This window comes from Flavobacterium sp. 38 (assembly GCF_057799715.1).
In genome coordinates, this window is record NZ_JBYNWZ010000003.1 from 159,921 (window position 1) to 175,627 (window position 15,707).

General features: G+C 33.5%; 14 protein-coding genes. 4 read left to right on the forward strand and 10 right to left on the reverse strand.

Annotation, left to right across the window (positions count from 1 at the left end; translation table 11 throughout):
• Positions 1-91 precede the first annotated feature (91 nt).
• Both AC3E9W_RS09440 and AC3E9W_RS09445 read left to right on the forward strand, forming a co-directional pair.
• The gene (locus tag AC3E9W_RS09440) at positions 92-586 is read left to right on the forward strand and encodes an RNA polymerase sigma factor (RefSeq protein WP_008462500.1); all 495 of its coding nucleotides are present in this window, start codon (positions 92-94) and stop codon (positions 584-586) included.
• A gap of 8 nt (positions 587-594) precedes the next feature.
• Positions 595-1,227: a DUF8845 family protein gene (locus tag AC3E9W_RS09445; RefSeq protein WP_456893469.1), complete on the forward strand. Its 633-nt coding sequence runs from the start codon at positions 595-597 to the stop codon at positions 1,225-1,227.
• A 155-nt stretch (positions 1,228-1,382) separates the two neighbouring features.
• Here AC3E9W_RS09445 and AC3E9W_RS09450 read toward each other — a convergent pair whose 3' ends face one another.
• Both AC3E9W_RS09450 and AC3E9W_RS09455 read right to left on the reverse strand, forming a co-directional pair.
• Positions 1,383-2,192, reverse strand: coding sequence for a lysophospholipid acyltransferase family protein (locus AC3E9W_RS09450; RefSeq protein ID WP_306156643.1), 810 nt, complete (start codon positions 2,190-2,192; stop codon positions 1,383-1,385).
• Between the two features lie 131 nt (positions 2,193-2,323).
• Positions 2,324-2,968, reverse strand: a complete 645-nt coding sequence (locus tag AC3E9W_RS09455) for an NUDIX hydrolase (protein WP_488768159.1) — start codon at positions 2,966-2,968, stop codon at positions 2,324-2,326.
• A 92-nt stretch (positions 2,969-3,060) separates the two neighbouring features.
• Between AC3E9W_RS09455 and AC3E9W_RS09460 the strand changes: the two genes are divergently transcribed.
• The gene (locus AC3E9W_RS09460; protein WP_488768160.1) at positions 3,061-3,495 is read left to right on the forward strand and encodes a DUF4268 domain-containing protein; all 435 of its coding nucleotides are present in this window, start codon (positions 3,061-3,063) and stop codon (positions 3,493-3,495) included.
• Positions 3,496-3,504: 9 nt separating this feature from the next.
• Here AC3E9W_RS09460 and AC3E9W_RS09465 read toward each other — a convergent pair whose 3' ends face one another.
• The 5 genes from AC3E9W_RS09465 to mnmA all read right to left on the reverse strand — a co-directional run bounded on the left by AC3E9W_RS09465 (position 3,505) and on the right by mnmA (position 9,970).
• The gene (locus tag AC3E9W_RS09465; RefSeq protein ID WP_488768161.1) at positions 3,505-5,682 is read right to left on the reverse strand and encodes a T9SS type B sorting domain-containing protein; all 2,178 of its coding nucleotides are present in this window, start codon (positions 5,680-5,682) and stop codon (positions 3,505-3,507) included.
• A 68-nt stretch (positions 5,683-5,750) separates the two neighbouring features.
• Positions 5,751-6,161 carry a hypothetical protein gene (locus tag AC3E9W_RS09470; RefSeq protein WP_456893475.1) on the reverse strand — a complete coding sequence of 137 codons (411 nt, stop codon included), beginning with the start codon at positions 6,159-6,161 and terminating at the stop codon, positions 5,751-5,753.
• A 20-nt stretch (positions 6,162-6,181) separates the two neighbouring features.
• A complete protein-coding gene (locus AC3E9W_RS09475; RefSeq protein ID WP_488768162.1) occupies positions 6,182-7,126 on the reverse strand; it encodes an NAD(P)H-dependent flavin oxidoreductase in 945 nt (314 codons plus the stop codon).
• A gap of 6 nt (positions 7,127-7,132) precedes the next feature.
• Complete coding sequence (locus AC3E9W_RS09480) at positions 7,133-8,740, reverse strand: S8 family serine peptidase (protein ID WP_488768163.1); 1,608 nt, start codon at positions 8,738-8,740, stop codon at positions 7,133-7,135.
• 42 nt (positions 8,741-8,782) lie between these two features.
• Positions 8,783-9,970: a tRNA 2-thiouridine(34) synthase MnmA gene (gene mnmA / locus AC3E9W_RS09485; RefSeq protein ID WP_488768164.1), complete on the reverse strand. Its 1,188-nt coding sequence runs from the start codon at positions 9,968-9,970 to the stop codon at positions 8,783-8,785.
• A gap of 303 nt (positions 9,971-10,273) precedes the next feature.
• Between mnmA and AC3E9W_RS09490 the strand changes: the two genes are divergently transcribed.
• Entirely contained in the window at positions 10,274-12,151 is a 1,878-nt protein-coding gene (locus AC3E9W_RS09490) for a PEP/pyruvate-binding domain-containing protein (RefSeq protein WP_488768165.1), read from the forward strand.
• Positions 12,152-12,277: 126 nt separating this feature from the next.
• On the opposite strand, the gene AC3E9W_RS09495 is transcribed toward AC3E9W_RS09490, so the two are convergent.
• The 3 genes from AC3E9W_RS09495 to yidC all read right to left on the reverse strand — a co-directional run bounded on the left by AC3E9W_RS09495 (position 12,278) and on the right by yidC (position 15,684).
• Positions 12,278-12,835, reverse strand: coding sequence for a DUF4956 domain-containing protein (locus AC3E9W_RS09495; protein WP_306156657.1), 558 nt, complete (start codon positions 12,833-12,835; stop codon positions 12,278-12,280).
• Positions 12,836-12,949: 114 nt separating this feature from the next.
• Positions 12,950-13,672 (reverse strand): toxin-antitoxin system YwqK family antitoxin, encoded by a 723-nt coding sequence (locus tag AC3E9W_RS09500; RefSeq protein WP_488768166.1) that lies wholly within the window; start codon positions 13,670-13,672, stop codon positions 12,950-12,952.
• Positions 13,673-13,767: 95 nt separating this feature from the next.
• The gene (gene yidC / locus AC3E9W_RS09505) at positions 13,768-15,684 is read right to left on the reverse strand and encodes a membrane protein insertase YidC (protein WP_488768167.1); all 1,917 of its coding nucleotides are present in this window, start codon (positions 15,682-15,684) and stop codon (positions 13,768-13,770) included.
• Positions 15,685-15,707: the final 23 nt, after the last annotated feature.

Below are 15,707 nucleotides of genomic sequence, written 5' to 3' on the forward strand. Positions count from 1 at the left end.
TTCAAAAAAAAATCAATAAAATCTTTTAATCTGTGGCAAAAAAAACATTTTCAACTGTAACAAAAATGATTTCACAACTACTAATATAAATATGAGCGAAAATCTAGAACAGTCATTTGTTGCGCAGCTGCAGGCAAATCAGAATATAATCCACAAGATTTGTAGATTATATACTGCTGGCGAAGATGCTCACAAAGATCTGTTTCAAGAGATTACCATTCAGCTTTGGAAAGCTTATCCAAAATTTAGAGGCGACAGTAAATTTTCGACTTGGACGTATCGTGTTGCCTTAAACACAGCAATTACCTTATACCGAAAAACCAAAAGAACTATTTCGACCGTAGATTATGAAAACCATCAGCATTTTGTAAAAGATGTTGACTACAATTATGAAGAAGAAGAACAGATTAAACTGATGTATAAAGCAGTTTATCAATTGAATGACATTGAAAAGGCATTAGTTTTTATGTATTTAGAAGACAAAGATTATCAAGAAATAGCTGAAACCTTAGGGATCAGCGAAGTGAATGCGCGCGTGAAAATGAACAGAATTAAGGGGAAACTTAAAAAAATACTAAATCCTTAAAAATTATTATGAAAGAACTGGATTTACTAAAAAAAGACTGGCAAAAGAGCGCTGCTTCTTTTCAACAAATTTCTGAAACGGAGATTTACAAAATGATTCACAAAAAATCATCTTCTATTGTAAAATGGATTTTGATTATTAGCATTTTGGAAATTTCTTTCTGGACATTTTCGAATTTATTCATCAATACAGACGATGTATTGCATAAAATGAATCACCCTGAAATTGTAACTGCTTTAGAGTTTCTAACGTATTTCAATTATATAGTTGTATTGATTTTTGTTTACATCTTTTATAAAAATTATAAAACAATTTCTACCACAATAGCTACAAAATCGCTGATGAGCGCTATTTTAAAGACTCGTAAAACGGTTCAGTATTACGTATGGTATAACTTAGGAATGATTGTAATTACAGCGATTCTGAGCTTCTTTATTGCTTTTGTATACAATCCGGATATGGAATTTCTTAGAAATAAACTAGCCATGAACGGAAAAGCCATGTTTGTTACAATCGGCATCTTGTTTCTTGTAATCTTAGGCTTCTTCGGATTGTTCTGGTGTTTTTACAGAGTTATCTACGGAACGCTTTTACGCAGATTATACGCGAATTATAAAGAGTTGAAGAAGATAGATTTTTAATCAAAGTTACAAAGGTCCAGAGTTACAAAGGGACAAAGTTTTTTGAACTAAAAACCCTAAACTTGAAACAAACTTATTTGTTACCCTGAGCGAAGTCGAAGGGCGTAAAGTTGAGCTTCATTTTAACTCAACAAAACAAAAAACAATCTAAAATTCTAATACTCCCACTGTCTCAATCTGTTGAGTTCTTCCTGCGCTTTTATTTCTTCAGCTGGAATAACTTTTAAGAATGAAGGGTGCTGTTCGATTGCGTATTCTACTTTTTCTACGATTTGCTCGATGGTATCGTTTTCATAATCAATATCAAGAGGTTCTTTGATGATGAAAGATTGCAGAATTCCTTTTTTCTTTAGTCGAAGTCCTTTTTTGTCAAACGAGCGACGGAAACCATCAATTACAATCGGAATAACGATTGGTTTGTGCTGTTTGATGATATGTGCAGTTCCTTTACGAACTGGTTTAAACGATTTTGTAGTTCCTTGTGGAAAAGTAATAACCCAACCATCTTCAAGCGCTATTCTGATATTTTCCGTATCATTTGGGTTTACATCACGTTTTTCAGTAACATCGACACCTTTAGCGCGCCAAGTTCTTTCAACTGTAATAGCTCCAACATAGGCTAAAATTCTTGGCAATAATCCAGCTTGCATCGTTTCTTTGGCCGCAACATAATAAATGTTCATTTTTGGTTGCCATAAATAACCAATATTCTTAATGGTATCCTGACGTCCTGATAAACTGGCATTAAAGACGTGAAACATAGCTACAACGTCTGCAAAATAAGTTTGATGATTGGAAATAAACAAAACATTAGTATCTGGAAGCGTTTTAATAATTTCAGATCCTTCAATCTGCAATTCATTAAAACCTCTATATCTCTTATGAGTCATCGCACCAAGAACTCGGATTAACCATTTCTTGATGAATAATATATGCCCAAAAGGATTTCGCTTAAACAATCCCATAACTAATTTGTCTTATTTTTTGTGAGTTCGCAAACATACAAAAATTATTCTTTTAGCAACACTTTTACACAATTTCTACGATTTGCAGTTATCCAAATGAATATCAAATCGTTAACTAAACTTTACTAAATTTATTTCGCGATTGCAGCTTTCAGCACATCTCGCAATTCACTTAAAATCATTGCTGTGGCTCCCCAAACCACATGATTTTGAATATTAAAGGCAGGAACCAAAATATTTGCTCCATAAGAAGTTGATAATCTGGCATCGATAATGATATCATCATTTAAAAAAACAGAAATGGGCAATTCAATAATTCCGGCTACTTCTCGCACATCGGGATAAAAAGAAAGTTCTTCTTTGGCAATTCCCAAAAACGGATGCACCAAAAAATTGCTTGGCGGAATATACATTGGAGAGAAATGTTTGATAATTTCTATTTTATCTCTCGTAATCCCTATTTCTTCATGTGTTTCTCTAAGTGCTGTGGTTTCAAAATTTAAATCTTCCTTTTCATACTTTCCTCCTGGAAATGCAATCTGAGCCGAATGGACTCCATCATAAGCATTTCTGACGATCAAAACCAGATGTGTTTTTTCCTGTTTTGGATAAAACAGCATCATTACTCCCGCCATTCTAGCGTTTAGTCCTTCAATATCAAGATTTTTTAATCCCTCTATACGCTCTTTGGGAGCCATTTTTAAGTGTGATGTCACTGCTGATAATTCTATTGGAATTATATTGGGAACATATTTTAAAAAGTCTTGAAAATTCATAATCAAAGCTTATTTTTGTATTTTCAAATAAAACATAAATATACTCCAGAAAACGCAGTACCGCAAGTTTTCTAATCTTAAAGCCTAAAAAAATGTACAGCAGAGAAGAATCGCAAAGAATAAAAAGAGAATTTTGGGTAGCATTTGCCGAAAAATACCCTCGTAAATGGGTGCTTTATGATACCAAAATCAAAGATTTCTCTTTTAAATTTTACGTTGACAATAAAAAGGCACAGGTTTTAATTGACATTGAACACCGAAGCGATGAGAAACGTATTGCCTACTTCGAAAAATTGGAAGCTTTAAAAAATATTCTAGAAGAAGAGTTTATTAAAGATCTAGTTTTTGAAAAAAATTATACGCTAGAAAGCGGTAAAAACATCAGCCGAATTTGGGTCGAAAAACTAGGCGTTGGTTTTAGCAATAAAAATACTTGGGAGACTATTTTCGATTTTTTCAATGAAAAAATGCATGCGCTGGAAATGTTCTACTTAGAATATGATGAGTTTATTAAGGATGTTGAATAATTAGATATTTTACCTCTTAAGCGAAAAATGTCCTGACTCCGTTTTACCATTTTCAAAAATTAGTTGAAACCAATAATCAGTTGAAGGCATAGGTTTTCCATTAAAATTACCATCCCAGCCTGAATTAGTTTGTAATTGTTTTAAAAGCTTTCCATATCGGTCATAAATATCAATACGATATTTATGAGTGATAGTACCGCTTATCTCCCAAATATCATTTATGCCATCTCCATTTGGTGTGAAAAACTTTGGAATAACATATTCTTTTTCTTCTTCTTTTGATGTGCAATCTAGACTATAATCTGACACATTTAAAATTATTTTAGAAGCAACTTCACACAAAGTATTCAAATCAAGCACTTTAATTAAAATTTCTTCTCGATTCTTATTTGAATTAATGTATGAATCGTTAATTTTTGAAGTTATGTCATTTCCTTCATTATCAAAATAAGTTATTTTATATTGACTTGGATCATTTATTAAAAGCGAATTAATATTTGATAAATCAAACTTTGCGTATCCTGTTTTATTATAATCACATTCATAAAACTCTGGAATGCTATTTACACTAAAAGTAGCTATTGTTTTTAGTTCAATATGCGTGTCTTCAAAGCAGGCAGGATTATTCTTATTCGCTATTCTAACATTAATTTTTTCTTCAAAAGGAATTAAATTTGAATACATTAAAGGTAATGGTGACGAGAGAATATTATCGTTTTGGTCTTTATAAGTAAAAACATAATTGCTTGCATTTTCAACTAAATTTTCCTCTATTGAAGTCATATCAAAATTGGACGAATATCCATTTCCTAAATCGGCACATGAAGTTAAAATTGGAACCGATTTTAAAGTTGGCTTTTCTGTAGGCACAAAATCATAAGTATTAAATATATACGCAGCACCCGCATAACCCACATAATTTTGCTCATTAGCATCTAATGCTGCCCAGCATGCTCCAACAAACAGATCGTCTTTATCCATAGAGATTGTACTAGCAAACATATCACTATTGTTTTTTATCTTAGGGTAAACAATCTGAGATTCATTCCATCTGTTATTGCTATCTTTTTGAAACATATAAACACGACCAAACACTTTCGTTAAAGTTCCATTATTGTCATATTCTCTTTCTCCACCCCCAACTGCCATTTTATCATTAAAAACTTCTATTTTCCCACCTAAACCAGCAGAAACCGAGGAGTTAGAAGCTCTTATCTTTTGAAATCCTGTCCATTGATTACCTGCATTTTTTCGATAAATATAAACTGAACCTAAAGAAGTTAAAGGTCCTCCGCCATCTCCACTTAAATCTGAATCATAATCATCTTCACTTGGGGCAGAAATCATGATTTCATCTTTATAAATTTTCACAGTTTCACCAAATCTGTCCTGCAAACCTCGAAAATCGTATGCAGTTAATTTTTGAACTTCTCTCCATGTATTTGAATTACTATTTTTTTCAAAAACATAGACGGCGCCTGCCCAATTAATCCCTTCTTCAACTGCTCCAACGACAATAGTATTTCCGTAAATAGAAACAGAATTTCCAAAATTATCTCTTCTTTCTCTATCACTGGCAACTATTTTCTGAATAAAATCCCAACTACCATTTGAATTTTTATGATAAATATATGCTGCTCCAGCATTCTCCAAATAATTTGATAAATTTCCATCTGTACTATTATAAAAAGCACCAACAACCATAAAATCTCCAGATATTGCAAGAGTAGTTCCGTAGTTATCATATATTATATTTTCAGATCGAGCTATCTTTTGAGTCAATTTATATAAATCATCTGAATCTCTTTCATACATATATATTGCTTTTCCGCCAAGTCCTCTTACAGGATCGCAACCTACGATTGCAAGCGTTTTTCCCTCCATCATTATTAAAGTTCCAAAACCACAATAATTGATAGCATCAGGAAGAGTTAATTCCTGATAAATTGACCATCCGTCACAATCTTGCTTAGCTATATAAATTTTACCAGCATTTTCGATGCCTCCAATATTAGCTTCATCAGCTGAATATGCCGCATAACCCTCAGAAGTAGAAACAGAAAAACCAAAAGCATTATCTCTAACTCTTACAGGTTCAACAATTTTAAAATTTTGTTTCCATTGTTGGCCATATGAAATCAATAAATTCAATAATAATATTAATACTAAGTATTTTTTTTTATCCATTGTGATAGAACGTAATAACTTATAGAAGAAACAGAAATTTAATCTCAAACAAAAATATAATATTTTACTTACACATTAAAAATATTATATACAATTATATGATCGTCATAATTGATATAAAGCTGTTTGCGGTAGTCTTGTTTTTTTCGGGTGATGATTGACAGTTTGCACTCTTTTCCGTCGTTGTCTTTACACAAAAAAGAATAGGTTATATCAGTATCATTTTCTTCTCTTTCGATGTAATCTAAAATACTGAAAAGTTGGATTTCTTGAGAATAAACTACAATTCTATGTTTATTGGTATCTAAAACGACTGAAAGATTTACCAAATCGAGATTCGACCACTCACCCCATTTTCCTCTTTCGTTTTTTTCTAGAACGCTAAAGCCTGAAGTCTTAAAATGATAGGACTGACTTTGAACTTGTTGAAGACCAAATCCTAAAAAAAGTAATAGTATATAAGTGCGTATAGAATTCATAAATTATTTCTTGCCGTCAATTAAAACTCAAATGTAGTCTTTTCTTTGGATGCGACTTCAAATTCGGCTATCATTTGTTGAACAATTTCTTCAACTGGTAAAATGTCATGAATCAGTCCTGCCACTTGGCCGATCTCTAATTCGCCTTCCTCCAAATCACCTTCAAACATTCCTTTTTTGGCTCTCGCACGCCCTAAAAGCTGTACTAATTCTTCTTTAGAAGGGCATTTTTGATACAAGTCTTGAATATCCTGATAAAATTTGTTTTTCACCAATCTTACAGGAGCCAATTCTTTCAATGTCAATTGAGTACCTCCTTCTGTAGTATTAACTATCGTATCTTTAAAATTATTGTGTGCAGAAGATTCTACAGATGCGGCAAAACGGCTTCCAACCTGAACACCATCTGCTCCTAAAATCATTGCAGCCAACATTCCTCTTCCTGTGGCAATTCCACCCGCGGCGATTAAAGGAATTTGTATTTTTTCTTTAACCATCGGAATTAGCGTCAAAGTAGTGGTTTCTTCACGCCCGTTGTGCCCTCCCGCTTCAAAACCTTCCGCTACGACGGCATCTACACCTGCGTCTTGCGCTTTTAAGGCAAAAACACTGCTGCTCACCACATGAACAACTGTAATCCCTTTTTCTTTCAAAAAAGAAGTCCATGTTTTAGGATTTCCTGCCGAAGTAAAAACAATCTTTACTCCTTCTTCAACCACAATATTCATGATTTCTTCAATGTTTGGATATAACATCGGAATATTGACACCGAAAGGCTTATCGGTTGCTTTTTTGCATTTTTGAATATGTTCTCTTAAAACTTCTGGATACATAGAGCCTGCACCAATGAGTCCTAAACCTCCTGCATTACTTACTGCTGAAGCCAATTTGTAACCGCTGTTCCAGATCATTCCGCCTTGAATGATTGGGTATTTTATATTGAAAAGCTGCGTGATTTTATTCATTAAAATTTATTGCTTGATTATCTTTCCTGTTTTATGCAGAGTACCAGCATCAAAACTATAAACATAAAGTCCGCTTTGAAGGGATTGCAAAGAAAGAACTGGATTTGAATTATTGATTTTTTCTTCGATTAATTTTTGTCCTAATATCGAATAAATAGTCACCGATGCCGTGTTGTTTTCATTCAAAAAAGAAAACGAAACTTCATTTTTAGCTGGATTCGGATATACCGCAAAAGAAGCTTCAGCTATAAAACTGTCTACACTTAATGTGGCTCCAAAATTTGGAATTCCGTATCCGTAATTATTATCTGGATTAGCATATCGATCTGCAGAAGCCAAAATCATCTGTCTGATTTCTTTGTTGCTTTTGGACGGAAAAGCCTGCCATAGCGAAGCCGCCATTCCTGCCATAATCGGACATGAGAATGAAGTTCCGCTCGCCGTTCCGATAGTTCCGTTTGCATTCGCCACTACAGCAGAAACGCCTTGCGCCATTACATCAGGTTTTATTCTTCCGTCATAACTTGGACCGATAGAACTAGAACTCGATCTTGTTTTTGTAGCATTTACAGAACCAATTGACAATACCGAAACAGCATCGGCGGGAGAACCAATATGATTTTCTGGCTGTGTTCCTTCATTTCCGGCAGAAGCCAAAACCAATATTCCTTTATTGAACGCTATCTCTGCACCGCGGGAAATAAAAGTAGTCGTTCCGTTCATCTCGCTGTAAACATGATTGTATCTTGGTTCGGTTCGATCTTCAAAATACCCTAAAGAAGTTGTGATAATATCTACGCCCAGAACATCTGCTTTTTCAGCAGCTTCTACCCAAAACGATTCTTCTACAGGATTTTCTATCGCGACAATTTCGGTAATAAATAGGTAATAAGAAGCATTTGGAGCTGTTCCTACAAGAGCATTTTCTTTGTAGCCTCCCATTGTAGAAAGCACTTTTGTACCATGATCGCCTCCAGCATAAAAATTACTGCTTCGTGTGGTATAATCGTAACCACCTAAAATTCTGTTATTATTTCTAAGATTCTCAAATGGCTGAGCCGTATCCACGCCCGGAAAACCTGCATCTAAAACAGCAATTGTTTTTCCTGCTCCTGTATAATTCTGCTGATGCAAAACCTGACCGTTTAGCATTTGAATCTGATTCGCCGAATTGCCATAAGAATAATCAACTGCAGTTTCTAATTTATCTGCAATTTGACTTGATTTTGCGGTAGACACACTTTTTGAAGTAGAATTTAAAGTCCTGTCTGCAAACTCTACTTTAGTCACAAAAGACAATGCTTTTAAAGCATTAATATTAGATTGATTTCCACGAATATGAAGCGCATTCAGCCATTTAGATTGTGCCATAACCGTGATTCCTGTACTCGCTTTAATCTGATTTACATACGAAGTTTCTAAAGGTGCATCGGTAACATCCAATGCTATATTCTGATTCGTTCTTCGATCTAAAGCTTTTTGAGAAAGTTCAGTTAACGGATTATCATAAAAAGCTTGTGCATTGGGTTTTCCATTAAAATAAACCCATGCATCTTCTTGTGCAAATACCGCAAACGAAAGAAGTAATAAAAGAAAGGTAAAGTTATATCTCATCAATTTATACTTTATAGGGATTACCCCAATTAAAGTATAAAGCTAAGAAATTACTCCCGAACCAACTAATTCATTTTCTAAATACCAAGCAACAAATTGTCCTTCTGTAATAGCAGATTGCGGTTCTTCAAACTCAACGTACATAACGTCTTCAAACTGATATAAAACGGCTTTTTGCAAAGGCTGACGGTAACGAATTCTCGCCATCACTTCCATTTTCTCACCTGCTTTCAGCGTCATATCTTCTCTAATCCAGTGTACTTCAGATTTTTCAACGAAAAGTGCTTTTTTGAACAAACCAGGATGCTGGCTCGATAAACCTGTATAAATAGTATTGCTTTCTACGTCTGTAGCGATTACAAATAACGGATCTGTTGTTCCGCCTACATTTAGACCTTTTCTTTGTCCAACGGTAAAATAATGAGCTCCTTGGTGTTTTCCAACCACTTTTCCCATTGTTGGCAGATATTCTAACTTTTTAGATTCTAATTTTAATTGCTCTTCTAAAGAAAGTCCTTCTGATTTTTCAGCATTATAAATCGGATCATTTTTATCCACTTGAACAATTTTACCTTCTTTAGGCTGTAGTTTTTGTTGTAAAAATTCTGGAAGACGAACTTTTCCAATGAAACACAAACCTTGAGAATCTTTCTTTTCTGCCGTAACCAATTCCATTTCAGCAGCGATTTCACGTACTTCAGGTTTTGTTAAAGCACCAATTGGAAACAAAGCTTTAGACAATTGCTCTTGAGATAATTGGCATAAAAAATAAGATTGGTCTTTATTATTGTCAACTCCAGCAACTAATTGATAAACTGGTTTTCCGTCAACTTCAATTTCGCTTTTTTGGCAGTAATGTCCCGTTGCCACATAATCTGCACCAAGACTCAAAGCAATTTTCATAAACACATCAAATTTGATTTCGCGATTACAAAGCACGTCAGGATTTGGAGTTCGTCCTTTTTCGTATTCATTGAACATATAGTCCACGATTTTTTCTTTGTATTCTTCGCTCAAATCAACGGTTTGAAACGGTATTCCTAGTTTTTCAGCAACAAGCAAAGCATCGTTACTGTCCTCAAGCCACGGACATTCGTTAGAAATAGTAACCGAATCATCGTGCCAATTCTTCATAAAAAGGCCAATTACTTCGTATCCCTGCTGCTGCAATAAATAAGCTGCAACACTAGAATCTACTCCACCTGAAAGTCCAACAACTACTCGTTTCATTTTGAAATGTTTAATTTTTAAGGTTGCAAAGGTACGCCAAATAGTAGAAAATCTCGCAATGGTTTGCATTAGTTTAAGTAATCCCGCAGTAGATAAAACTTATTGCTTTTTTAAGTACATTTATTGTCATATAATTCATGAAGATACATAACGCGGATGACACAAATTCGCTATCGCGAAAACGCGGAAAAAAACGGATTTCATTTTTTTTGCAATTTAAAAAAATCTGCGTAAATCAGCGTTTTCGCGAAGCGAATCCGTTTCATCAGCGTATAAAAAGACTTGCTTAAAAAACCCATAAAAATGAAAAAAGTCCTTTACTGCTTATTTATTTTGCTCGCTTTTACTTCTCTAAGTGCGCAGCGATTTTCATCGTCTTTAAAAGATTATGAGGCATATAAAGCTTTTAAAGGAAAACCTTTGTCTGATAAATTTTCGAATATCGAATCAGTAAAAGTGATTTACGATCTTCGAAAACAAAAAATGTATTATTTCAACAGCAGTCTTATTCCGCTTCATTACGATTTTGTGGTCAATTATTTAGGCTACAGCCAAGATCTTGAAGTATTCAACAATGAAAATTACAGTGATACCGAAAAAAACAGAGATTTTCTTCTCGGAAATTTAAATCACATTAAAGGAACAGACAAATGGATTTTTGAACTAGCTGCATCCGATCACATGCCCATTTCATTAATCGAGCGTTTTTTTAATATGGTCAAAAAATCAACATTTATTGGCGAAAAACTGAAATTTTATCTCAACAATCCAGATATGATGAATTGGTTTCAGCGAGAAGAATTTAAAATTCCGTGTGTGAAATCTGATTATATTTTTGGCGAATTAAAATATCAGGAAGTCGTACGCGGCAGTAATATTGGAATTCTAAAAAAATACAAAATCAAAGAATTAGAAAGCGTAAAACCAAATGCTGATGAAATTATTATTTTGGACGGAACACCAGATATTCTCCCAAACGTAAGAGGAATTATTGTGAATGAGCTTCAGACTCCTTTAAGCCATTTGGTACTTTTAGGAAAAAACAGAAAGATTCCGATTATGGCTTATACGGATGTTGAAAAAGACAATAACATCAAAAAACTGCTTTCAAAAAAAGTAGAACTAAAAATCGAAGTCGATACTTTTTTCATAAAAGAAACTACTAAAAAAATTCCAGTAAAATCAACCGGAAAAAAGAAAAAACTAAGCATTGACAGTTCAGTAACTGAATTTGTGAGTTTAGATGTTATTCCCAAAAAAGGAGTAAATTACATTGGTTCGAAGGCGCAAAACATGGCATATCTGATTGCGATTTCAAAAGAGATTCCATTTCGAACGCCAGAAAATGCACATGCGATTCCATTTTATTATTATACGAAACATATTCAAAAAGCTTCAATTTCACCTTTGATAGCAGAACTGTTGGCAAATCCGCATAAAGATTCTACCGTTTGGATTAATAAGCAATTAAAGAAAATTAGAGATGCAATAAAAAAAGAAAATGTTGATCCTGCTTTAATTACCAAACTCAACGAAACTTTCAAAAATGCCAAATTCAAAAATTTCAGATTTCGTTCTTCCACCAATGCTGAGGATTTGGATGATTTTAATGGCGCTGGATTGTACGATTCAAAAACTGGAATTTTAGGCGACAGCATTAAGACTTTTGAAAAGGCAATTAAACAAGTTTGGGCAAGCGTTTGGAATGAAGCTTCGTACAACGAAAGGGAACTTTTCGGAATTGACCAGCAAAATATTGCAATGGGAGTTTTGGTTCATCGCTCTTTTCCTGATGAATTGGCTAATGGCGTAATCATCACTAAAAATATATTTAGAGAGAATTTTCCAGGAATTACGGTCAATGTTCAAAAAGGAGAAAACTCGGTTGTAAAACCCGAAAAAGGTGAAATCTGCGAGCAGTTTGTTGCCTATCATTTTAATGATGGAAAAGACGAAACCGATTTTGATATCGATTATACTTCTAACTCCAATCTGAACGATAATGAACCTTTATTGAGTCGAAAAGAAATGAGTAATCTGTATGACGTCAGCAAGAAAATTGAAAGTAAAATGTATCGCTATTGGCGTAAAAACCAATTTCATCCTGTAGATATTGAGTTTAAAATTGTGGGCGAAAAAAGAGATTTATACATCAAACAGGTTCGGCCATTTAATGAATAAGCTGTTTGATTAATTTGTCCTTGTTTAAAGCAATTGTCATCCTGAGCGAAGTCGAAGGCTCGGTTTACGTAAAAAAGGCTTCGACTTCACTCAGCCAGACAAAACCAAAACTTAATAATAAGGAAATTAATAGAAAACTAAAACATCAATTTCGTTGCTTGCCGCGTTGATTAAAACAATTCTAAAATCAAAATCTTCAATTTTAATTTTCTCTTGAATAGATTTCCGAATGACTTCTGAGTTTAAAGAAAAGTTTTCGTCAAGCGGAATTTTCACATCGACCGAATTCAGATATTTTGAAGCTTTTTTATTTACTATGATTGAAGCGGCGATATAAAATCCGATAATGCTAATTTGAAAGAACAATAGTAATTCCATCTTTTCAAAAGGATACATAATATCCAGAATTGACAATGTAATAGTTGCGAAAAGAAAGATTATCGCGTTTACTGTAAAAGACTGCGTTCTAAATCGGAGAATTGAAAAGATGGCAAAAAGACCAAAACCAATGCCGACTCCGATTTCTATTTTGGTAAAAAGATAACAAAGCGAAAAAGTACAAAGTCCGACAATAACCATCAACGGATTTATGGTTGCGTTATCTTTTCTATTGGAGAAAAAATACAAAACTAAAATCGAGAAAAACAATAGTAAAAATCGTCCTAAAAGCTCGCTTAAATCCATTTAGTTAATGTGTTAGTGAAATCAAATTTAAAAAATAGTTTGCCACGAATTTCACTCAGCTGCACTAATTTTTATTTGGGCATAAAAAAGGCCGTCTTTACAGACAGCCTTCGATTATTTTTTCTTTTCTCCTTTTTCAGACGCTTTGTTTGCGTTTTTAGGATCGCTCATATTAAGTTCCTTTACCAATTTTCCTTTAGCATAAAACTGCCACATTCCAGCTTTTTTACCATTTACAAATTTGCCTTTAGAAGCAATAGATTTGTCTGAATCATAAAAAACTGCATCTCCATTATATTGATCGTTTTTGAAATTTGATTCTTCCAAAAGCGTTCCGTCCTGCCCTATTTTTTTATATGGTCCTTCTTTTAAACCATTTTTATACATCATCTCTTCAGCAATCTGAGCATTTGGATAATAAATAGTTCTCTTGCCTTCTAATTTCCCGTTTTTATAGTTCTCAACTGTCATAAGAACTTTAGACGCTTTATGGTAATATTTCCATTCACCTTCACGAGCTTTTCCGATCTCTTTTCCTTCACTTACTTTATTTTTATTCTGATCATAAAAAATAGTGTACGAACTTCCATCATTGGCACTAAAATCTCTTGTAGCCAGAACATCTCCTTTTTTCGTATCATCAAAAAATTTAAAAATACCTGTTTCTTTTCCGTGGTCAAAAGTTCCTTCATAGCGCGGACGTTTAGATTCAGTATAAGTACCTTTCCAAAGTCCGTCTTTTTTTCCTGCTGTGTCAACTTTATTAATGTCTGTTTGCGCATTTGAAACTAATGCAGTTAGGAATACTAATCCAAATATGATTTTTTTTGAGATCATGAGTAAATTCTATTTTTTAAGCTTAACGAAAATCTTACTTATAAAGTATAATGGTATAAAAAAATCCCGATAAATCGAGATTTTTTTATTTATAATTATTTCTTTTTCTTATTCTGAGCTTTTGCTGCTTCTTGCTGTTCCATCACTTCTTGAAGACGCTGCTGAAACTTACTTGGTTTCTTAGGCTCTTTCAATTTGTTTTCTTGAATCTGAGCGTGAATTTTCTCGCTATCAACAATATAATTCTTGATTACAAACATAATTCCGATTGTAATTAAGTTCGAAATAAAGTTGTACAAACTCAAACCAGCACCGTAACTATTGAAGAAAATTAACATCATTAAAGGTGAAACATAAATCATGATTTTCATCATTTTTGCCATATCTGGCATACCTTCTTGCTGAGGAGCAGCCATTTGCTGATCTCCAGAAGTCATTTTCATATAGAAGAAAATCGCAATCGCTGCCAAAATTGGAAACAAACTGATGTGATCTCCATACAATGGAATGTTGAACGGTAATTTTACAACTGAGTCAAAAGATGATAAATCGTCTGCCCAAAGGAAACTTTTTTGTCTCAACTCAAATGCTGCAGGGAAAAACTGAAACGATGCATACATAAAAGGAAGCTGAATCAATGCTGGAATACATCCTGCCATTGGGTTTACGCCCGCTTTGTTGTACAATTTCATTGTTTCCTGTTGTTTCTTCATTGGGTCTTTTTTGAATTTTTCTCCCAACTCTGCAATATCAGGTCTTAAAACTTTCATTTTTGCCTGAGACAAAAACGACTTATACGTAATTGGCGACATAGCCAATTTGATGATAATCGTAAAAATGATAATTGCAATTCCTAAAGAAAGTCCAATGTTAGAACTTAAGAATCCGAATAACGGAATGAAAATCCATTTGTTGATCCATCCGAAGATTCCCCAACCTAATGGAATAATTTTTTCGAAGTTTTTATCGTAAGCTTTTAAAGTTTTGTAATCTGCAGGACCCATATACAAATTCATTTTGTAATCGATCTCTCCATTTGTAAAAGCTAAAGGCAAGTTTGCTCTAAACTGTTTTGTAAAAACAGTATCGATTTTTTCGTCTTTAACTAAATCGTCAGATTGTAATTTTGAAGTTTCAAAAGGTTTTTCTGTAGATAAAATTGTAGTAAAGAAATGCTGTTTAAAAGCTACATATTTTACTTTCTCAGGAGTTTCTTCTTTTCCTTGACCACGGTTATTTACATAACTGTATTTTTCATCTCCGTACTCATAGTTAATTTCAGCATAACGATTTTCATAAGAAACACTTTTCTCGTTTCTGTATGTTTTTAAATCCCATTGCAAATCAACTGGTTTTGCAGCATTTAAAACTCTGTTCAAACCTTGAGAACGAATATCAAAACCAACTAAATAGTCGTTTGGTTTTAAAATATATTTATACTCTAAAAATTCATTTGCTCCGGCTTTCAAACGCATAGATAAAACCTGGTCTGCACCAATTTTTTCTAATGTTGGTTCAAAATATAAATCTTTAGAATTTAATGTTCTATTGTCTGTAGTAAGAAGCTGTAAATTTAAATTTGAGTTATTATTTTTAATTAACTCAACCAATTGTCCAGAACCCTTTTTTAATCTTTCGAATTCTTTTAAAGTAGCTTCAACAATATAACCACCTTTATTAGCGATTTTCAATCTTAACTTTTCGTTTTCGATTGTAGTAAAAGCTTCTTTTGCAGAAGGAAGTGTTGCAGAATAAGCAAATCCTCCTAAAGTTTTTTGCAATTGAGCCAATTGAACTGTATCTCCAGGAGTTACAGCCGCAGCTGGTAATGTCGCAGTTTTAGCTTTATCTGCTTTTGCTTGTGCTTCTTGTTTAGCGACTAATTCTTTCTTGGCTTTTTCAGCAGCAATTTCCTTTTCAGAAGGCTGATTTTGGTACATAATCCAAATCAAAATTCCGAATATCAATACAAAACCGATGATCGAATTAAAGTCTAATTTTTTTTCTTCCATTATTATTTAAAAAAGTTATCCGT